Genomic DNA, 18,320 nt, shown 5'->3' with positions numbered 1-18,320 from the left:
CGCGGATCACGTCTGGTCATATTGGCTTAGCACGTCGGTTTGCGGCGTGAACAGGACGCAAACACGGCGTTAGCGCAACCAAATCGGAGTTAGCGCAATCAAGTTTCGTGACAGTTTCCGAAAGTGAGATAATTTAGTCATTCCTTTCTCTATTTCGGATGGACTCTGTCTCGGGGGCTGACTGATTCGTGCTCTGCAGTCATTGGACACGCTTCGCTGCGCATAGTATCTAAAATGTCTGTTGGTGTGAGTTGTACGAGGAAAAGTACCATGGCGCGAATCGCCCTTGTGGACGACGATAGGAATATCCTGACATCGGTTTCCATAACGCTTGAGTCTGAAGGCTTTGAAGTTGAAACGTATAATGATGGGCAGGCGGCGTTTGAGGCCTTCGGCAAGCGAATGCCCGATATTGCGGTATTCGACATCAAGATGCCCCGGATGGATGGCATGGAGTTGCTGGAACGGGTGCGCCAGACCTCAAAGATGCCGGTGATCTTTCTGACGTCCAAGGATGATGAGATCGACGAGGTTCTGGGCCTGCGCATGGGGGCGGATGATTACGTCAAGAAACCGTTCTCTCAGCGGTTGCTGGTGGAACGGATCCGCGTGCTGCTGCGGCGCCAGAATGCGGTCGCCAATGACGTGGTGGGCGATACCGAAGAGACGAAGATCATGATCCGCGGCAATCTGGTGATGGACCCGCTGCGCCATGCCGTGGTGTGGAAGGGGCAGGATGTAGCGCTGACGGTCACGGAATTTCTGCTGCTGCAGGCGCTTTCGCAGCGCCCGGGTTTTGTGAAGTCCCGCGATCAGCTGATGGATGTCGCCTATGATGATCAGGTCTATGTGGATGATCGCACCATCGACAGCCATATCAAGCGTCTGCGCAAGAAGATGCGCCGGGTGGATGATGATTTTGCAGCGATCGAGACCCTTTATGGGATCGGTTATCGCTATAACGAAGAGTGATGTCTGCTCTGGCTCGACGGTCCAAATCACGCGATGAGGCATCCGGCAAGCGCCGGGATGCAGGCTTGGCCGCAGACGACGACTGGGGCGGCGCGGACGGGATTGACGACAAGGCCCTTCATGGCGAACGCAAGGAGCGCAGCCGGTTTTCGCTGAACCGGTCGCCGCTGACCCGCAAGATCATCACGTTCAACCTGCTGGCGCTGAACGTGCTGGTGGCGGGGATTCTGTACATCAATTCCTCGCGCGACACGCTTGCCGCGCAGCGCGCCAATTCGATGCAGAGCGAGATCGAGCTGATCGCCGATGTCTTTGAGGCGCAGCTGCTTGAAGGGACAACCGCCACGCTGGGCACGCCGGATGGCATTGACGTGATTGCCACGCTGAACGGCATGCAGGTGCGCGCCGGGGTCGAGGTCATGATCTTTGACGCCGAAAATGTGATTGTCGGCAAGCTCACCGGCACACTTACCAATATCGTGCCGGTCGAGACGTATGAGCACAATGCGCCCACGCTGATTTCCGATTTCCTGAATGCGATATGGGCGCGTGTGCCCAATGTGTTCGGCGATGACGGGACTGCAGAGCTGCTGCCGATCGAGGAAACCCTGCGCCGGACCATCGAGCAGGGTGATCCCATGTCCACACGGGTCAATTCGGCGCTGGACGGGGTGGGCGACGCGGTGTTCAGCGCCATGACGCCGATCCGTCAGGGCAACACGCTTCTGGGCACCGTCGCCATGGTGTCTGCCGCGCTGGAGATTGACGCCGCCGTCCGATCCGAGCGTGAAAGGGTGCTGGAGATGTTCGTCATCGCCACGCTGGTTTCCATCGGGCTTAGCCTTGTTCTGGCCTCGACCATCGCCAATCCCATTTCCGACCTGGCGGATGCCGCTGAAATCGGGCGGGACCGCAACATGCGCAACAAATCCTCGGGGCGGATCCGCATTCCGGATCTGACCGCCCGACCGGATGAAATCGGACGCCTGTCCGGTGCGCTGCGCAGCATGGTTGCCGCGATGTATGACCGGATCGACAGCAACGAACAGTTCGCCGCCGACGTCGCGCATGAAATCAAGAACCCGCTGGCCAGCCTGCGCTCGGCAGTGGGCTCGCTGCGGATGATCCGCACGGAAGAGCACCGAATCCGCCTGCTGGACGTGATCGAACATGATGTGCGCAGACTTGACCGGCTGGTCAGCGACATCTCGAACGCGTCCCGGCTGGACAGCGAACTGGTCAAGGAAGAGGAAGAGCGTTTCAACCTTCTGGATATGGTGCGGGTGCTGGCGCAGTACATGGCAGAGGATGCCAAGAAGAAGGGCATCGAATTCATCATCGACCTGCCGCAGGCCCCGATTGAAATTCAGGGGCTTGAACCCCGCCTCGCGCAGGTTTTTGTCAACCTCATCAGCAATGCGGTCAGCTTTTGTCAGGATGGGGACGCGATCCGCGTCTGGGTCCGGCGCCGGGAAAACCGTGTGCTGGTTGTGGTCGAGGACACCGGGCCGGGCATCCCCGAAGAGGCGCTGACCAAGGTTTTCAAACGCTTTTATTCGCAGCGCCCTGCCACGGATTTCGGCAACAATTCGGGCCTTGGGCTGGCCATTTCAAAGCAGATCGTGGAGGCGCATGGCGGGGTGATCTGGGCGGAGAACATCCGCCCGACCGAAGCCGATGTCACCTCGGAACCCCTGGGCGCGCGCTTTGTCGTGGGCCTGCCGATCTGAGGACAGAGTGCGATGACCGCCCATACCCCCCTGATCCTGCATGCCACCGCCGTAAGTGTCGGTGGGCGCGCGGCACTGATCCGGGGCGCGTCGGGCAGTGGCAAATCCGCGCTGGCGCTTGAGATGATGGCGCGGGGCGCACAGCTGGTGGCCGATGACCGCGTGGTGCTGCGCGCCACAGACGCCGGCATCGAGCTGAGAGCCCCAGAGGCGATCCGCGGTCTGATCGAGGCGCGCGGCGTTGGTCTGCTGCACGCGGACACGGTTGCGTCGGCCCTGCTGGCGGTGGTGGTCGATCTGGACCAGACCGAAACAGACCGATTGCCGCAGTCACAAAATACTGTTGTTCTGGGGGCCTCGCTCCCCTTGCTTCACAATGTCGCTGCAGCCTATTTTCCCGCAGCGTTGATACAATATCTACGTATTGGCAGACAGGCCTGACGGAATACGATCATGACTTCGCACCAACCAAACCTCAGCCAGCGCGTGATACTGGTCACCGGCCCTTCGGGGGCAGGGCGATCAACGGCGATCAACGCGCTTGAGGATCTGGGATACGAGGCGATCGACAACATCCCGCTGAGCCTGATCCCGCGGCTGATGGAGGGACCCGCCCCGCTGCGTCCGGTGGCGCTGGGGCTGGATGTGCGCAACCGCGATTTCACTCCGGAGGGGCTGCTGGACCTGCAGGATCGCGCGCGGGGTAGTCAGGGGCTGGAAATCCTGTATTTGGATTGCAACCCCGAGGTGCTGGTGCGGCGCTATTCGGAAACCCGCAGGCGTCACCCGCTTGCGCCCAACGGTGCCCCAACCGAGGGCATCGCGCTGGAAATCAGGCTGCTGGACTGTGTGCGCGCCCGCGCCGATATCCTGATCGATACCACGGACCTGACCCCGCATGATCTGCGCGCGCAGCTGCAGGGCTGGTTCGGATCGGAGACCGGGCAGGGCATGGCCGTGTCAGTGCATTCCTTTTCCTACAAGCGCGGGTTGCCGCATGGGGTTGATGTGGTGTTCGACTGTCGCTTCCTTCAGAATCCCTATTGGCAGCCAGAGCTGCGCGCGCTGACCGGGCTGGACAAGGTGGTGGGGGACTATATCGCGACGGATCTGCGTCAGGCGCCGTTCCTGGATCATGTGCTGGGGCTGCTGACATTCCAGTTGCCTGCCTGTCTGGACGAGGGCAAGGCGCATTTCGCCATCGGCATCGGCTGTACCGGCGGACAACACAGATCCGTGGCCATGACGGAAAAAGTGGCAGATGGCCTTGCACAGGCGGGCTGGCAGGTGTCAATTAGACATCGGGAATTGGAGCGCCGCGGTATGGCAGGTGCATCTACACGGGTTTTGGACATGAGCGGAGCATCTCGGGCGTGATCGGCATCGTGATCGTTGCGCATGGCGGCCTTGCCCGGGAGTATCTCTCGGCGGTCGAACATGTGGTTGGCCGACAGTCCGGCATTCGCGCCATCGCGATCGAAGCGGACCACAATCGTCAGACAAAGCAGACTGAAATCTGCGATGCTGCCAATTCGGTGGATCAGGGCCAGGGTGTGGTGTTGGTGACCGACATGTTCGGCGGGTCCCCTTCGAACCTGAGCCTGCTGGCCTGTCAGCCTGACAACCGGCGCATCCTTTATGGTATGAACCTGCCCATGCTGATCAAGCTGGCGAAAAGCCGTCAGATGAGCGTGGGCGATGCGGTGCGCAGTTCGCTTGAGGCCGGGCGCAAGTATATCGACAGCCAGAACATAAAGCCGCACGGCGGCGCGCAGGATGAGGCGGGGGATGCGCCCCGCGCTGCGACTTAGATTGGACCGGGCCGTAACATGAGCGAAACAATCCACCGCGAGCTGCGGATCGTGAACGAAAAGGGCCTGCATGCCCGCGCGTCGGCCAAGCTGGTCGAGGTGGTCGAAGGCTTTGATGCCAGTGCCGAAGTGTTCAAGGACGGCATGAACGCCTCTGGCGACAGCATCATGGGGCTTTTGATGTTGGCAGCTTCCAGGGGAACCTCTATTGAGGTCGAGACCCGCGGTCCGGATGCCATGGCGCTGGCTGACGCGATCGAGGCGCTGGTCGCCAACAAGTTCGGCGAGGATTGCTGAGCGCCCCTTTGGGGGATGGCGCAAACGCAACAGGGGACGAAGGCAACTGTATGGTTGAGACCTATCCATCCACCGCCGATCGCGCAGCACCGTCTTCGGGGCAGGCCCCTTATGACAAACGCAAGCTGAGCTATGCCAACACCTTTACCACGCCGTGGAAGGCGTATCTGATCCGCACGCTGGAATGGCTGACGGGCAAGGTGCCGTTGCTGCAGATGGTGCGACGGTTCGAACGCATGGGACCCGCCGAGGGGCAGGCGTTCTGGGCGCAGGCGCTGCACATCATGGGGATTGCGCTGCAAACCCCGCAAGAGCAGATCGCGCGCATTCCGAAGACCGGCCCGGTGATCATCGTGGCCAACCACCCGCACGGGTTGGTTGATGGCATTGTGCTGGCCGAGCTGATCGGCCGGGTGCGCACCGATTACAAGATCCTGACGCGGTCGCTGCTGACGGGGGTGAGCGAGGTTGCGCAGTTCCTGATCCCTGTGCCCTTTCCGCATGAAGAAGATGCGCGCGAGCAGAGCCTTGAGATGCGCCGCGCCGCGATGCAGGTGCTGGAAGCGGGCGGAGTGATCGTGCTGTTCCCGTCGGGGGTCGTCGCCACCTCCGGGACGCTGTTTGGTCCGGCGGTTGAGGCGGCCTGGAACCCCTTTACCGCGCGGATGATCCAGCGGTCGGGGGCGGCGGTGGTGCCGGTGCATTTCACCGGCCAGAATTCCCGCGCCTACCAGATCGCCAACCGCCTGTCGCCGATCCTGCGGCAGGGGCTGCTGATCCATGAGGTTGTGCATGCCTGCAAACGCCCGCAGGCGCCGGTTGTCGGCGCGGCGATCCCGCCGCAGGAGCTGCGCCGCTGGGGTGGTCGCAACCGCGAGATGATGGCCTGGTTGCGGGAAGAGACGCTGAAGCTGGCTCAGAGCGGGCGTTGAGGGGGATGTCCGGGGCGCGGCCCCTGTGGGCGGGCTGGGGGCGCTGCCCCTGGTGTCGGGTTAGGGGCGCTGCCCCCGTCGCCTGAACGGCGACTCCCCCGGGATATTTAGGGGCAGATGAAACCGGGGCGGACGGGGTGGCTGTGGTGCCCCCTGAGCCAACCCCCTGAGCCCCCGGGCCGTTTGGGGGCTAGGGCGCGTCGTTTGCGTTCGAGGTCAGCGTGTCGGGACAGGGGTTTCGCCGCGATAGTCGTAAAAGCCGCGTTTGGTCTTGCGGCCGAGCCAGCCAGCCTCGACATATTTTGACAGGAGCGGGCAGGGGCGGTATTTGGTGTCACCCAGACCGTCGTGCAGCACGTTCATGATCGCAAGGCAGGTGTCCAGACCGATGAAATCGGCCAGCTCCAGCGGACCCATCGGGTGGTTGGCACCCAGCTTCATCGCCTGGTCGATCGAGTTCACGTTTCCGACACCTTCGTAGAGCGTATAGACCGCCTCGTTGATCATGGGCATCAGGATGCGGTTGACGATGAAGGCCGGGAAATCCTCGGCGCTGGCCGCAGTCTTGCCCAGCTTTTCCACCACGGCGAGGCAGGCATCATAGGTGTCCTGATCCGTGGCGATGCCGCGGATCAGTTCGACCAGCTGCATCACCGGCACCGGGTTCATGAAGTGAAAGCCCATGAACTTTTCCGGCCGATCCGTGCGTGAGGCCAGCCGGGTGATCGAGATCGAGGAGGTGTTCGAGGTGAGGATCGTTTCGGGTTTCAGATGCGGCAGGAGCGAGTCGAATATCTTTTGCTTGACCTCTTCGCGTTCGGTTGCCGCCTCGATCACCAGATCGCTCTGACCGAGATCCTTGATGTCCATCGTGGTCGAGATGCGCGCCATGGCGGCATCCTTGTCGGCCTGGCTGATCTTTTCGCGGCTGACCTGACGGTCGAGGTTGCGACCGATGATTTCGACAGATTTTTCCAGCGCGGCGCCATCGACATCGTTCAGGATGACATCATAGCCCGAAAGCGCCATCACATGGGCGATGCCGTTGCCCATCTGTCCCGCGCCCACGACGCCGACCGATCTGATCTGCATGTCTTATCCCTTATCTGTGCTGCGCGGGACAATAGGCCCGGGGGGTGGGTGGCTGCAAGTCGGCGTGGACCATTCGAGTCACATTTTCGCATTAGCTATTTCTAAACGAAGATGACCGACTTTGGGCGGTGGGTGAGTATATTTATGGTGGGTGACATGTCCTTTGCGCTGCAGGGCCAGTCCGGTCTTGACTATGATCCATGCCGGTATGGCCGATCACGTCTTTTGTTCAGGGGGCCGCAACGCTCGCCAGAGGGGCCTTATCTGGCGTTTCTTGGTGGGAGCGAGACCTATGGGAGGTTCATTCCGGCGCCGTTTCCGGATCTGCTGGAACAGCAGATCGGTTTGCCCTGCCTCAATTTCGGCTCGATCAATGCGGGGGTGGATCTTTATCTGCATGACGCGGGCATTCTGGATCTGATCGGGGCGGCGCGCCTGAACGTCATTCAGGTGATGGGGGCGCAGAACATGTCGAACCGGTTCTATTCGGTGCATCCGCGCCGCAACGACCGGTTCCTGCAGGCATCGCCCCTGCTGATGCAGCTGTTCGAAGAGGTGGATTTCACCGAAATCCATTTCACCCGGCATTTGCTGCGACATCTGCAGCAGGTGTCAGAGGAGCGGTTTCAGAAGGTCGTTGCCGAGTTGCGCAGTTCTTGGGTGTTGCGCATGAGGCATCTTCTGAGCCAGACGCAGGGGCAGAGCATTCTGGTCTGGCTGGCCCCGGAACCGCCCGGCGCGCCCAGCTGTGATCTGAACCGCGATCCGCTGTTTGTCGATTTCGACATGTTGGACGCGCTGCGCCCGCAGCTGTTCGATATCGTCGAGGTCACCCCGTCGCCGGAGGCGCAGGAGTGGGGCACCGCGGGCATGGCCTTCAACGAGTTCGAGACCTGCGTGGCGCAGGGTCTGATGAACCCCCGGGCGCATGAAGAGGTGGCGCAGTGTCTGGCCGGGGCCATACGCCCACTGCTGGCGGCGCGATCCGGGCATTGAAAAGACCCGCCCCGGTGAGGGGCGGGCCTGTAAAGCGCTGCTTGGGCGGGGTAGCCCCGCCCCCCGGTGTTCAGAGCTTTTCGGTCAGCTCGGGCAGGGCAGTGAAGAGATCCGCTACAAGGCCGAAATCGGCGACCTGGAAGATCGGCGCCTCTTCATCCTTGTTGATGGCGACGATGATCTTGGAATCCTTCATCCCCGCAAGGTGCTGGATCGCGCCCGAAATGCCCACGGCGACGTAGAGATTGGGGGCGACGACCTTGCCGGTCTGACCAACCTGCCAGTCGTTCGGGGCAAAGCCCGAATCGACCGCCGCGCGCGAGGCGCCGACAGCCGCGCCGAGCTTGTCCGCCAGCTTTTCGATCAGGGCAAAGTTCTCTTCAGACCCCACGCCACGACCACCGGAGACAACGATGCCGGCGGAGGTCAGATCAGGTCGATCCGACGCCGCAACCTTGTCTTCGATCCATTCGGACAGAGCCGGGTTGTCGCCGGTCGCGACAGATTCGACCGCAGCAGAGCCGCCGGTGCCCGCCAGTTCAAAGGTCGAGGTGCGGAAGGTGATGACCTTGGTCGCATCCGAGGATTTGACCGTCTGGATCGCATTGCCCGCATAGATCGGACGTTCGAACGTATCGGCATCCACAACAGCCGTCACATCGGTCAGGATCATGACATCCAGCAGGGCTGCCACGCGCGGCAGGATGTTCTTGGCATCCGTTGTAGCAGGCGCGGTGATATGGCTGTAATCGCCCGCGATCGACACGATCAGCGCTGCCACGGGTTCCGCGAGACGGTGGCCGTAGATCGCATCTTCGGCCACAAGCACCTTGGCCACGCCGTCAATGGTTGCCGCCTCTTTTGCAGCATCCGCCGCAGAGGCGCCGATGCAGAGCACGGTCACATCGCCCAGCGATTTCGCGGCTGTGACGGATTTGGCTGTGGCATCCATCGCCAGCGCGCCATCGTTGATTTCGGCAATCAGAAGAACAGCCATTACACAGCCCCCGCTTCTTTGAGTTTCGCCACAAGTTCGTCCACCGAACCCACCTTGATGCCCGCCGCGCGTTCCGCAGGTTCGCTGGTCTTGACGACCGTCAGACGCGGGGTGACATCGACGCCGTAATCGGCGGCCGTCTTTTCATCCATCGGCTTTTTCTTGGCCTTCATGATGTTGGGCAGTGAGGCATAGCGCGGCTCGTTCAGGCGCAGGTCGGCGGAAATGATCGCGGGCAGCGTGACCTTGATCGTCTGCAGCCCGCCGTCAACCTCACGGGTGACGACAGCGTGGTCGCCGTCGAGGTCGATGTTGTTGGCATACATCGCCTGGGACCAGCCCAGCAGCGCCGAGAGCATCTGACCGGTGGCGTTCATGTCATTGTCGATCGCCTGCTTGCCGCAGAGGACCAGACCCGGCTCTTCTTCCTTGATGATTGCGGCCAGGATCTTTGCAACCGCGAGCGGTTCGATATCCTGATGAACATCGTCCGAAGCAACCACGAGGATCGCGCGGTCGGCGCCCATGGCAAGGGCCGTGCGCAGCGTTTCCTGGGACTGTTTCACACCGATGGAGACGGCGATGACCTCATCGGCCTTGCCGGCCTCTTTCAGGCGGATCGCTTCTTCGACAGCGATCTCGTCGAACGGGTTCATCGACATTTTCACATTGGCCAGATCGACGCCGCTGCCGTCCGCTTTGACGCGAACCTTCACGTTATAGTCAATCACGCGTTTGACAGGTACCAGAACCTTCATCTGCGCAGTCTCCCTTGAATTTGGGCGCACCGGTTGGGTGCGACGTGTGTTGGGCGCACCTTCGGGTGCGATGGGTGTTTCGTGCCCCCCGTCCGGGGACACAAGTGACAAGCATCTGATGCGTGATACCGTCTGACGTCCGAATGAAACAGAGCAAAATCGTCGCGTTAGCGCCAACCTACGTCAGGTTCTTGCGCGTCCATGCTTCTTTTCTTGCTTAGATACGCAAAATTCGGCGTCCGCCAAGGGGGCCGTCAGTCGCAGATGGCACGCAGCGCCTGCCATTGCGCCGGCGACAGCAGCGGCGTTGTGTCCAGATTTGACGGCGTTGCGGCCCGTGCAGCGGCGATCCGGTCACCAAGCGCCGGGTGGCTCAGGAAATGGGCGAGGAATTCGGGCGCGTCGGCGCCGTCCTTCTGAAAACGTTCGAACATCCTTGCCAATGCTTCTGGCGGCAGGGCGGTGCGGCGCAGCAGGTCATGAGCAAAGATGTCGGCGCGGGCCTCGGCCTCTTGGCTGTATTGCGCGGCGATCAGACGTTCGGTGAGGAAAAGCACCGCTGTTCCGCCGGCAAAATCACCAAGCAACAGGCCCAGAACGCCGATGGAGCCGGCAGAGCGCAGGGCGTGGCGGGTTGGATCGCGGCTGACCACATGGCCTATTTCATGGGCCATGACGGCGGCGAGTTCTTCGGGGGTTTCCGCCGCGTCGATCAGTCCGCGAAAGAACACCACATTGCCGCCGGGCAGAGCAAAGGCGTTCAGCATGGGGTGATCCAGCACATAGACCGACAGATCCTGCGGCAGGTTCGCCTGCGCCACCAGCCTCGTGCGCATTTGGTCCAGCGCCTGCAGGCCTGCGTCGCTTTCGCAGACCTGTACCGGGTTCATGCCGGTCTGATCCAGTGCCGCGCGGATCTGGTTCAGCGTCGCCTGTCCCAGCGCCTGTTCGCCCTCGGGCGGGATGTAGCGGGCCAGCCGGTCGGCCAGTGCGGGCACCAGCACAAAGATGATCAGCGCAACAGAGGTGGCCGCCGCCATGGCCCAGCCCAGCAGGGGACCCCGGCGTGTCAGGGGGGCGCGGGCACGCAGGTTGGGCAGGTGCGGCGTCAGGCTGCGGTCGGGCAGGATCAGCCGCTGCAGCGGATCGTCGCGCAGGCGCAGGATGAACAGGTCGCGCCGGGCCTGATCGGGGACCTCGCGGATCTGGTCCAGCGGCCAGCGTTTCGCGCTGTCGGGCAGGTCGAGGATGAGCGCCGTTGCGTCCCGGCGCAGGGTGATCGCCTGCGGCACCGGACACAGGCCATCCAGATACTGCGCCTTGGTTTCGAACAGGTCTGGCGTCATATGGACGAGCCCACGTCCAGCGCTTCGGCAAAGCCTTCGGCCTGTGGCACCTCATCCCGGTCGCGCTGTTGGATATCCGCCAGATGATCCGAGCCGTGCAGGGTCAGCCCGCGGGAATAGTGGCGCATTACTGGCAGGGTGACAAAAGCATGGCTCAGCGCCGACCAGATCAGGAAGATCGAGAAATAGAGCAGGGCCGAGGCGCCAAAGATCACCCCGCGTGGCAGGCCGGACAGCGGGGCGAGGGTTTCGGCGAGGCCAAGATCGTCCAGCATGTTGCCTGTTCGCAGCATCAGGATCAGCGCGCCAAGCGCCAGTGCGGGCAGGGCCGCGGCGAGGATGGCCAGACAATAGCCCAGCAGGTGGATCACCAGAATGCGAAACGGGCTGGCGGACAGCCTGAGGGTGACGCCATCCAGCGTCTTGGTCTGCGTCAGAAGGCGCAGGGTGGTGACACGGTAATGCACGATGCCGTAGATCCCGACCATGGCGGCCAGCAGGCCAAGGCCAAGGCTGAGGGGGATGTTGCCCGACCCCCATGCCACGCCGGCCACGCCAAGGGCACAGAGCAGCGCTGCGAGGAGCGGTTTGGTTGCTGGCAGCAGCATTTGCCAGCGCCCGCCCTGAACCATCCGCGCGCTGCCATAAGAGGTGCGGTCGGTGCGGTATTTTTCAAGATGATAGGTCATGCGGGGCCAGAGGATCCCCAGGGTGAGGATCGTCAGCGCCCAGTGCCCCAGCGCGCGGCCGGCATAGCCCCAAGCGCCGGGTTCCAGCCCGAACCGCAGCCCCCGCCAGCGGGTGCGCGCCAGCAGATAGCGCCGCGCGCGGTAGCTGGCATAGAACCACAATGGCAGCACCCCCAGCAGGCTGAGGCCATAGGCAAAGCCGTTGCCCTGAAACAGCGAGAAGCTGGCGAACATCAGCACCAGATTCACGAGGCCGATGTAAAAGGCGAGGATGACGACAGCGACCAGAAACCCCAGCAGCTTTTCCACCGGGTCGCCGACATATTCCAGCGGCAGCCCGCCCACCCGGATCGATGACCAGTACCAGCGCCGCAGGCGGGTTTTCTGCCAGAAGCGGTAAAAGCCCAGCGTCAGGACGCTGAACGCTCCGGTTTTCAGGGCAAGCCAGAGGAGCGCGCCGCGCCCCCCGACAAAATCCGTGGCAAGGTCAGTTGAACTTGTTGTCGCGTGGGAATCCGCGGGGGGCCATGCGTCCCGAGGTGCCGCGTTTGGCAAGCCATTCGTCCAGGGCGTGTTCGGTGCGGGTGCGTCCGGCGGGGTCGCGCCACGAGAGGCCCTGCGCCAGGGTGAAGGTGGTTGCATCCGACATTCCCCCGTCCTTGTACTTTTGCAGGCGCACACCTTTGCCACGGCCCATTTCGGGCAGTTCGTCCAGCATGAACACCAGCACCTTGCGGTTTTCGCCCACCACGGCGACGGCGTCGCCCGTCACGGGTTTGCACAGGGCGGCGCGGGCGGGGTCACGCACGTTCAGCACCTGCTTGCCGCTGCGGGTCTGGGCCACAACCTCAGCTTCGGGAACGATGAAACCATCCCCGCTGGACGAGGCGACCAGAAGCTTGCGCTCGGGGGCATGGATGAAGATATCCAGTATCTCTGCCTCATTCGGGAGGTCGACCATCAGCCGCAGAGGTTCGCCCATGCCACGCCCGCCGGGCAGGTTGGACGCAGAGATTGTGTAGAAGCGACCATTCGAGCCGAAGACAAGCAGCCGGTCGGTGGTTTCTGCGTGAAAGACAAAGCGCGGGCCGTCGCCATCCTTGAACTTCAGCTCGCGGTTCAGGTCGATATGGCCGGTCATGGCGCGGATCCAGCCCATCTGCGAGCAGACGACGGTGATCGGTTCCCGGTCGATCATCATCTCGAGCGGGACTTCGGCCGCTTCTGTCGCTTCGGCAAAGGTGGTGCGGCGCGCGCCGCCGGCGTAGTCCTTGCCGAACTTCTTTTTCGTCTCGCGCAGCTGGTCGGCGATGGTGGACCACTGCTTGTCGCCGCTGTCGAGCAGGGCCTGCAGACCGGCGCGTTCTTCCAGCAGGCGGTCGCGTTCGGCCACCAGCTCCATCTCTTCGAGACGGCGCAAAGAACGCAGGCGCATGTTCAGGATCGCTTCGGTCTGCACCTCGCTCAGGCCGCTGTCGGCGCCCCGGGCGGATTTGAGCGGCGAGACATAATCCTTTTCATTGGTTGCGCGGGCGTGGGGATTGCCCCAATCCTCGCGCATCAGCGCGGGCTTGGGTTCATCGTCGTAGCGGATGATGTCGATCACCCGGTCGAGGTTGAGGAAGGCGATGATCAGGCCCTGCAGCACCTCAAGCCGGTGGTCGATCTTTTCCATCCGGTGTTCGGAACGGCGCACCAGCACCTCGCGGCGGAAATCTAGGAAGGCGCGCAACACTTCCTTGAGCGAGCAGACCTTGGGGGTGACCCCGTCGATCAGCACGTTCAGGTTCAGGCTGAAGCGGGTTTCCAGATCGCAGTTGCGGAACAGCATCCCCATCAGAACGTCGGGATCGACATTCTTGGAACGCGGCTCCAGCACCATGCGCACGTCTTCGGTGGATTCGTCGCGGATATCGGCGAGGATCGGCACCTTCTTGGTGTGGATCAGCTCTGCCAGCCGTTCGACAAGCTTGGATTTCTGCACCTGATAGGGAATTTCGGTCACGACGATCTGCCACTGCCCGCGGCCCAGATCCTCGACCTCCCACCGGCAGCGCAGGCGGAAGGAGCCGCGCCCGGTGCGATAGGCTTGCGCCATGCTGTCCTGCGGTTCAACCAGAATGCCCCCGGTGGGGAAATCCGGACCCGGCACGTATTTCATCAGCGTGTCGTCCAGACAATCCGGCGTCTTGATCATGTGCAGGCAGGCGTCGATCAGTTCGGATATGTTGTGCGGCGGGATGTTGGTGGCCATGCCGACGGCGATGCCGCTGGACCCGTTGGCCAGCAGATGCGGGAACGACGCGGGCATGACCACGGGTTCGGTCAGCGTGCCGTCATAGTTGTCGCGGAAATCGACGGCGTTTTCGGTCAGCCCGTCCAGCAGCGCCTCGGCCACCACGGTCAGGCGGGCCTCGGTGTAGCGGGAGGCCGCCGGGTTGTCGCCGTCGATATTGCCGAAATTGCCCTGACCATCGACCAGCGGGTAGCGGACGTTGAAATCCTGCGCGAGGCGCGCCATGGCGTCATAAATCGCCATATCGCCATGCGGGTGATAGTTGCCCATCACGTCGCCGCTGATTTTCGCCGATTTTCTGAAGCCGCCGGTGGAACTAAGCCGAAGTTCGCGCATTGCATAGAGGATACGCCGGTGCACGGGCTTGAGCCCGTCTCGCGCATCAGGAAGCGCGCGGTGCATGATCGTGGACAGCGCATAAGTCAGATAGCGGTCCCCAATCGCCCGGCGCAGCGGTTCGGACACGTCACGAGAGTTTTTGTCTGGGTCATCAACGATATCTGTCATGGCTCGTCTGATATCGTTCCGCGTCAATGCCGTAAAGCGATGGAAACGCGTTTTTTGGCAATTCTTCGGGTCGCTCTTAAACGGAGCATCAAGCTGGAGCTGCTATGCGAGGGGCGTTGCCTGCGCTGTCGTTCCAGACTGTCACACAGAGTGTTGTTACTGAAATCGGGGGTGTCGCATGCCACGGTATGTGTTTGTGACGTTTATCGTCATGGTTCTGGCTATTTACGAATTGAGCGGCGGCGCTGACTTTCAGCCCGGCACTCATACGACTGCGGACGCGCTGAGCCTTGGGCGGCATCCGGCGCAGACTTCTGTGGCGGCGGCGCGCAGCGATGCGCGGCCAGACCAGCAGATCGCGATTGCCCGTGCGACGGTGGCCCCTGTCCGCGAGGTTGCGCAGGCATCGGCCCCGGTCCGCGTGGGTGCGGATAAAATCGCTCCGGTCCGCGTGGGCGCGGATACGTCTGTTGTACCTGGCCGTGTTGCAGCGGACAGCGCGCCCGCCCTTACATCTGTCCGCGCAACGGGAATCGCGCCTGTCCGCGCGGTGAGGGACAACCGGACCCCCGGGATTGTTCTGACATCGCTTGACGGGCCAACCGTGGCACGGGCCGCGACCTATCCGCGCAAGGTTGAGGTGGGCACAGCCCCCAGAACGCCCGCCAAGGTGACGACATCAGCCAGTCCGCAGGCGGTAGCACCGCAGGCGGTGGCCCGCCAAACAGCGCCTGACATGCGCAAGGTTGACGGCGACCGGGTCAATCTGCGCGCAGGTCCCGGCACTGGTCATGCGGTTCTGGGCAGTCTTGTGCGAGGGGCGCCTGTCGAGGTGCTGCAGGATGGCGGAAATGGCTGGGTCAAGCTGCGGGCCGTCGATTCGGGGCGTGTCGGCTGGATGGCAGCGTCGCTTGTGACCGCCTCGGCCCGGTAAGGTCAGCTCGAGCGGTTGCGCGCACCGGTCCCATTGCAAGTTTCTGCCGCCGCCTGCATCACGGTGCAAACCGAAATGAGGCGAGGCAAAATGCAGAAATCCATTCTGATCACAGGCTGTTCTTCGGGCATTGGCCTTGATGCCGCGCGCACCCTGTCGCAGCGCGGCTGGCGGGTCTTTGCCTCGGCCCGCAGCGCAGAGGCCTGCGCGATGCTGAAGGGCGAAGGGCTTGTCGGTCTGCACATTGATTACGAAGACCCCGCGACATTTGCCCCCGCGCTCGTCACCTTGCTGGAGCAGACTGGCGGCACACTGGACGCCCTGTTTCACAACGGCGCCTATGCCATCGCCGGCCCGCTGGAGGATATTCCCGGCGACGGGATGCGCGCGATCTTTCAGGCCAATCTGATCGGCTGGCACGAGCTGAGCAACCTTGTGATCCCGGTGATGCGGCGACAGGGGAAGGGGCGGATCGTGATGAACTCTTCTGTCCTCGGGTTGGTTGCGGTAAAATGGCGCGGGGCCTATGTGGCGACAAAGTTTGCGCTTGAGGGCCTGTCGGATGTGCTGCGCCAGGAAATGGCCGAAACGGGGATCAAGGTGATCCTGATCGAACCGGGCCCGATCGAGACGGATTTCCGCAAGAATGCCATCCTGCAGTTCGAAAAATGGGTGGACTGGAAAACATCAGCCCGCGCGGAGCAGTACCGCGCCTCCTTGCTGGATCAGCTCTACAAGGGCAGCGCGAAAAACCCGCAATGGCCGGCATCAGCGGTGACCGATGCGCTGATCCATGCTCTGGAAAAACCCCGCCCCAAGGCGCGCTATCATGTCACCACCCCGACCAAGATTGCGGCGCTGATGCGTCGGCTGGTTTCGACCCGGATGCTGGACCGGCTGGTCAGCCGGGGGTGAAATTGACATTCGCTTTTGTGGCCCAAGCGGCTACATGAGGGCAGACAGGCAGGTTGAAAGGGCAGGGGCGCATGCTGAACGATCCACTATTCATTGTTATGGTCATCGCGATGTTGGTCGTGGTTGGTATCTTGATGCTGGGCATCGGGGGCTTTGCCAAGGGCGGTGAATTCAACCGCAAACATGCGAACCGCCTGATGCGTTACCGGATCGCGGCACAATTTGTGGCGGTGCTGCTGATCATGGCCTTTGTCTGGCTGCGGGGCAGGAGCTGATTTCATGGTTGTGCTGAACAAGATCTACACCAAGACCGGCGATGACGGCGAAACCGCTCTGGGCAATGGCGCGCGTGTGGCCAAGCATTCGATGCGCGTCACGGCCTATGGCACCACGGACGAGCTGAACGCCATTGTCGGCATCGTGCGCCTTTACGCGCCCGAAGAGATGAGCGCGCAGCTCGCACTGATCCAGAACGACCTGTTCGATCTGGGCGCAGATCTGTGCCGCCCCGACATGGAGCGGGATGCAGATGCCGGACATCCGGTGCTGCGCATGCTCGATACCCAGACCGACCGGCTGGAACGCGAGATTGACGCGATGAACGCGCGGCTGACTCCGCTGCGCAGTTTCATCCTGCCGGCCGGATCGCCGGCGTCGGCCTATCTGCACCAGTGCCGCACCGTGGCGCGCCGCGCAGAGCGGCATGTGGTCTATCTTGCCACGATGGAATCGGTGAATCCCTCGGCGGTGAAATACCTCAACCGGCTCAGCGACTGGTTCTTTGTCGCCGCGCGCATCGCCAACGAAGACGGCCGCGCGGATGTTTTGTGGGTTCCCGGAGCCAACCGCTGAAAGCGGCAGAGCCTCCGGTGGATGTTCTGGCGGAGGGAAGGGCCAACCGCTGAAAGCGGCGGGTCGTCCAGTGGATGTTATGGCGGAGGGAAGGGCGCACTGCTGACACGCGGTGGGTCGTCCAGTGGACGATCAGGCCCCCGGAAGCGCCGACAAGCGCAGGGCCGAAGGGCGTAGTGAGCCGCTTACAGGCGGCGCAACGTCCACACTCCCCCGTTGCGATTGCACGCAGAGCCGCGAGGCATTATGCCGAAGGGGTTGCCGGAAAAGGGATCCCTGATGTCACGACTTCTGCTGTGCCTTGTGCTTGCCTTGGGGCTTTCTGCCTGTGCCGATGGCGCGCGCAATCTGAAAAAGCCGGTTGAACCCATCGGCAATTTCAAGCTGGGCCATGCGATTGTCGTTGCCCCCAACATCGTCGAAGGCCCGGCGTCGCGTGATGCCACGGCGGATGACTGGATTGCCGGGGTGGATGCGGCGTTGGAACAGCGGTTCCGCCGCTATGAGGGCGACAAGTTCTATCACCTTGGTGTGAGTGTCGAAGGCTTTGTCCTGGCGGTGCCCGGTGTGCCGCTGGTGTTCAATCCGAAATCCGTGGTGATCGTCAAGGTCACGGTTTTTGACGATGCCGCCCGTGGCAAGATGAACGACACCCCCGAGCAGATCACGGCGCTCGAGGCGGTGTCGGGCAAGACGATCATCGGCTCTGGCGTGACGCAGAGCAAGGAAGAGCAGATGAAGCTGCTGTCGGACAACGTAGCCCTGCAGATCGAGAACTGGATGCGCAAGATGCAGCGCGAAGAGGGTTGGTTCGGCGGGCCGGATGCCGGTGTGCCGATTGCCGCGGCCACGGCGGAGGCGCCGACGGTGGCCGAACCGGTGGCCGAACCGGTTGTCGCAGCGCCTGTTGCGGCCCAGCCTGCCGCCGCACCCGCGAAACCCGAGGGGCATGTCGTGATGGATGCGACCGTGCCGTTTTCCCCGGTGATCGAAGCGGAACCGGCGCCTGTTTTACGCTGACAACAGGCGTCGCCTGCACATCTGATGCTTGATTTTCCGTGCCCGAGCCAATATCTCCGCCACGATGGAAATCGGGCAGCAACGGCCCCCCAAGCGCGAGGCATCTGATACAGAGATGGCAAAGGCAAAGTTTGAACGTAACAAGCCGCACTGCAACATCGGCACGATTGGTCACG

General features: G+C 62.5%; 19 protein-coding genes and 1 pseudogene. 14 read left to right on the top strand and 6 right to left on the bottom strand.

Annotated features, from left to right (window positions below; all coding sequences use genetic code 11):
- The first annotated feature begins 270 nt into the window (after window positions 1-270).
- From P775_RS05105 to P775_RS05080, 7 genes are read left to right on the top strand one after another with little or no spacing between them, the layout of a single operon-like run.
- Window positions 271-972, top strand: coding sequence for a response regulator transcription factor (locus tag P775_RS05105; RefSeq protein WP_099909955.1), 702 nt, complete (start codon window positions 271-273; stop codon window positions 970-972).
- Window positions 972-2,702 carry a sensor histidine kinase gene (locus tag P775_RS05100; protein ID WP_099909954.1) on the top strand — a complete coding sequence of 577 codons (1,731 nt, stop codon included), beginning with the start codon at window positions 972-974 and terminating at the stop codon, window positions 2,700-2,702. Before P775_RS05105 ends, P775_RS05100 begins: the two co-directional genes overlap by 1 nt.
- A gap of 12 nt (window positions 2,703-2,714) precedes the next feature.
- Window positions 2,715-3,143: an HPr kinase/phosphorylase gene (locus P775_RS28815; RefSeq protein ID WP_245875575.1), complete on the top strand. Its 429-nt coding sequence runs from the start codon at window positions 2,715-2,717 to the stop codon at window positions 3,141-3,143.
- A gap of 12 nt (window positions 3,144-3,155) precedes the next feature.
- Window positions 3,156-4,079: an RNase adapter RapZ gene (gene rapZ / locus P775_RS05095; RefSeq protein WP_245875574.1), complete on the top strand. Its 924-nt coding sequence runs from the start codon at window positions 3,156-3,158 to the stop codon at window positions 4,077-4,079.
- Window positions 4,076-4,513 carry a PTS sugar transporter subunit IIA gene (locus P775_RS05090; protein ID WP_099909953.1) on the top strand — a complete coding sequence of 146 codons (438 nt, stop codon included), beginning with the start codon at window positions 4,076-4,078 and terminating at the stop codon, window positions 4,511-4,513. Before rapZ ends, P775_RS05090 begins: the two co-directional genes overlap by 4 nt.
- Window positions 4,514-4,531: 18 nt before the next feature.
- Window positions 4,532-4,810: an HPr family phosphocarrier protein gene (locus P775_RS05085; protein ID WP_099909952.1), complete on the top strand. Its 279-nt coding sequence runs from the start codon at window positions 4,532-4,534 to the stop codon at window positions 4,808-4,810.
- 50 nt (window positions 4,811-4,860) lie between these two features.
- Window positions 4,861-5,742, top strand: a complete 882-nt coding sequence (locus P775_RS05080) for a lysophospholipid acyltransferase family protein (RefSeq protein WP_099909951.1) — start codon at window positions 4,861-4,863, stop codon at window positions 5,740-5,742.
- A 216-nt stretch (window positions 5,743-5,958) separates the two neighbouring features.
- Here P775_RS05080 and P775_RS05075 read toward each other — a convergent pair whose 3' ends face one another.
- On the bottom strand, window positions 5,959-6,834 hold the full coding sequence (locus P775_RS05075; RefSeq protein WP_099909950.1) for a 3-hydroxybutyryl-CoA dehydrogenase: 876 nt from the start codon (window positions 6,832-6,834) through the stop codon (window positions 5,959-5,961).
- Window positions 6,835-6,990: 156 nt separating this feature from the next.
- On the opposite strand from P775_RS05075, the gene P775_RS05070 reads away from it, so the two are divergent.
- Window positions 6,991-7,830, top strand: coding sequence for a DUF6473 family protein (locus P775_RS05070; protein ID WP_099909996.1), 840 nt, complete (start codon window positions 6,991-6,993; stop codon window positions 7,828-7,830).
- Window positions 7,831-7,900: 70 nt separating this feature from the next.
- Here P775_RS05070 and P775_RS05065 read toward each other — a convergent pair whose 3' ends face one another.
- From P775_RS05065 to P775_RS05045, 5 genes are all read right to left on the bottom strand, one after another.
- A complete protein-coding gene (locus P775_RS05065) occupies window positions 7,901-8,827 on the bottom strand; it encodes an electron transfer flavoprotein subunit alpha/FixB family protein (RefSeq protein ID WP_099909949.1) in 927 nt (308 codons plus the stop codon).
- Window positions 8,827-9,585 (bottom strand): electron transfer flavoprotein subunit beta/FixA family protein, encoded by a 759-nt coding sequence (locus P775_RS05060; protein WP_099909948.1) that lies wholly within the window; start codon window positions 9,583-9,585, stop codon window positions 8,827-8,829. Before P775_RS05060 ends, P775_RS05065 begins: the two co-directional genes overlap by 1 nt.
- A 254-nt stretch (window positions 9,586-9,839) precedes the next feature.
- The gene (locus P775_RS05055) at window positions 9,840-10,931 is read right to left on the bottom strand and encodes a M48 family metallopeptidase (RefSeq protein ID WP_099909947.1); all 1,092 of its coding nucleotides are present in this window, start codon (window positions 10,929-10,931) and stop codon (window positions 9,840-9,842) included.
- A complete protein-coding gene (locus tag P775_RS05050; RefSeq protein ID WP_099909946.1) occupies window positions 10,928-12,175 on the bottom strand; it encodes a DUF898 family protein in 1,248 nt (415 codons plus the stop codon). Before P775_RS05050 ends, P775_RS05055 begins: the two co-directional genes overlap by 4 nt.
- Entirely contained in the window at window positions 12,108-14,423 is a 2,316-nt protein-coding gene (locus P775_RS05045) for a DNA topoisomerase IV subunit A (RefSeq protein WP_099909945.1), read from the bottom strand. Before P775_RS05045 ends, P775_RS05050 begins: the two co-directional genes overlap by 68 nt.
- A 178-nt stretch (window positions 14,424-14,601) precedes the next feature.
- On the opposite strand from P775_RS05045, the gene P775_RS05040 reads away from it, so the two are divergent.
- From P775_RS05040 to P775_RS29740, 6 genes and pseudogenes are all read left to right on the top strand, one after another.
- Window positions 14,602-15,357, top strand: coding sequence for an SH3 domain-containing protein (locus tag P775_RS05040; RefSeq protein ID WP_099909944.1), 756 nt, complete (start codon window positions 14,602-14,604; stop codon window positions 15,355-15,357).
- A 90-nt stretch (window positions 15,358-15,447) separates the two neighbouring features.
- Window positions 15,448-16,272: an SDR family NAD(P)-dependent oxidoreductase gene (locus P775_RS05035; RefSeq protein WP_099909943.1), complete on the top strand. Its 825-nt coding sequence runs from the start codon at window positions 15,448-15,450 to the stop codon at window positions 16,270-16,272.
- A gap of 71 nt (window positions 16,273-16,343) precedes the next feature.
- Window positions 16,344-16,547, top strand: coding sequence for a twin transmembrane helix small protein (locus tag P775_RS05030; protein WP_099909942.1), 204 nt, complete (start codon window positions 16,344-16,346; stop codon window positions 16,545-16,547).
- Between the two features lie 4 nt (window positions 16,548-16,551).
- On the top strand, window positions 16,552-17,124 hold the full coding sequence (locus tag P775_RS05025) for a cob(I)yrinic acid a,c-diamide adenosyltransferase (protein ID WP_099909941.1): 573 nt from the start codon (window positions 16,552-16,554) through the stop codon (window positions 17,122-17,124).
- A 279-nt stretch (window positions 17,125-17,403) separates the two neighbouring features.
- Window positions 17,404-18,144 (top strand): hypothetical protein, encoded by a 741-nt coding sequence (locus P775_RS05020; RefSeq protein ID WP_180287331.1) that lies wholly within the window; start codon window positions 17,404-17,406, stop codon window positions 18,142-18,144.
- Between the two features lie 115 nt (window positions 18,145-18,259).
- Window positions 18,260-18,320, top strand: a pseudogene (locus tag P775_RS29740) (GTP-binding protein); the annotation flags it as partial.

It is taken from the genome of Puniceibacterium antarcticum, from assembly GCF_002760615.1.
GTDB lineage: Bacteria > Pseudomonadota > Alphaproteobacteria > Rhodobacterales > Rhodobacteraceae > Puniceibacterium > Puniceibacterium antarcticum.
Note: the sequence above shows the minus strand (reverse complement) of the source record. Positions and strands in the feature narration are given on the sequence as shown.

Excerpts from the sequence above, each read along its gene's own strand:
- P775_RS05035 (WP_099909943.1), top strand. The coding sequence starts at position 15,448 with ATGCAGAAATCCATTCTGATCACAGGCTGTTCTTCGGGCATTGGCCTT.
- P775_RS05040 (WP_099909944.1), top strand. The coding sequence starts at position 14,602 with ATGCCACGGTATGTGTTTGTGACGTTTATCGTCATGGTTCTGGCTATT.
- P775_RS05100 (WP_099909954.1), top strand. The coding sequence starts at position 972 with ATGTCTGCTCTGGCTCGACGGTCCAAATCACGCGATGAGGCATCCGGC.
- P775_RS05075 (WP_099909950.1), bottom strand. The coding sequence starts at position 6,834 with ATGCAGATCAGATCGGTCGGCGTCGTGGGCGCGGGACAGATGGGCAAC.
- P775_RS05065 (WP_099909949.1), bottom strand. The coding sequence starts at position 8,827 with ATGGCTGTTCTTCTGATTGCCGAAATCAACGATGGCGCGCTGGCGATG.
- P775_RS05020 (WP_180287331.1), top strand. The coding sequence starts at position 17,404 with ATGTCACGACTTCTGCTGTGCCTTGTGCTTGCCTTGGGGCTTTCTGCC.
- P775_RS05070 (WP_099909996.1), top strand. The coding sequence starts at position 6,991 with ATGTCCTTTGCGCTGCAGGGCCAGTCCGGTCTTGACTATGATCCATGC.
- P775_RS05045 (WP_099909945.1), bottom strand. The coding sequence starts at position 14,423 with ATGACAGATATCGTTGATGACCCAGACAAAAACTCTCGTGACGTGTCC.
- P775_RS28815 (WP_245875575.1), top strand. The coding sequence starts at position 2,715 with ATGACCGCCCATACCCCCCTGATCCTGCATGCCACCGCCGTAAGTGTC.
- P775_RS05055 (WP_099909947.1), bottom strand. The coding sequence starts at position 10,931 with ATGACGCCAGACCTGTTCGAAACCAAGGCGCAGTATCTGGATGGCCTG.
- P775_RS05080 (WP_099909951.1), top strand. The coding sequence starts at position 4,861 with ATGGTTGAGACCTATCCATCCACCGCCGATCGCGCAGCACCGTCTTCG.
- P775_RS05060 (WP_099909948.1), bottom strand. The coding sequence starts at position 9,585 with ATGAAGGTTCTGGTACCTGTCAAACGCGTGATTGACTATAACGTGAAG.
- P775_RS05025 (WP_099909941.1), top strand. The coding sequence starts at position 16,552 with ATGGTTGTGCTGAACAAGATCTACACCAAGACCGGCGATGACGGCGAA.
- rapZ (WP_245875574.1), top strand. The coding sequence starts at position 3,156 with ATGACTTCGCACCAACCAAACCTCAGCCAGCGCGTGATACTGGTCACC.
- P775_RS05105 (WP_099909955.1), top strand. The coding sequence starts at position 271 with ATGGCGCGAATCGCCCTTGTGGACGACGATAGGAATATCCTGACATCG.
- P775_RS05030 (WP_099909942.1), top strand. The coding sequence starts at position 16,344 with ATGCTGAACGATCCACTATTCATTGTTATGGTCATCGCGATGTTGGTC.
- P775_RS05085 (WP_099909952.1), top strand. The coding sequence starts at position 4,532 with ATGAGCGAAACAATCCACCGCGAGCTGCGGATCGTGAACGAAAAGGGC.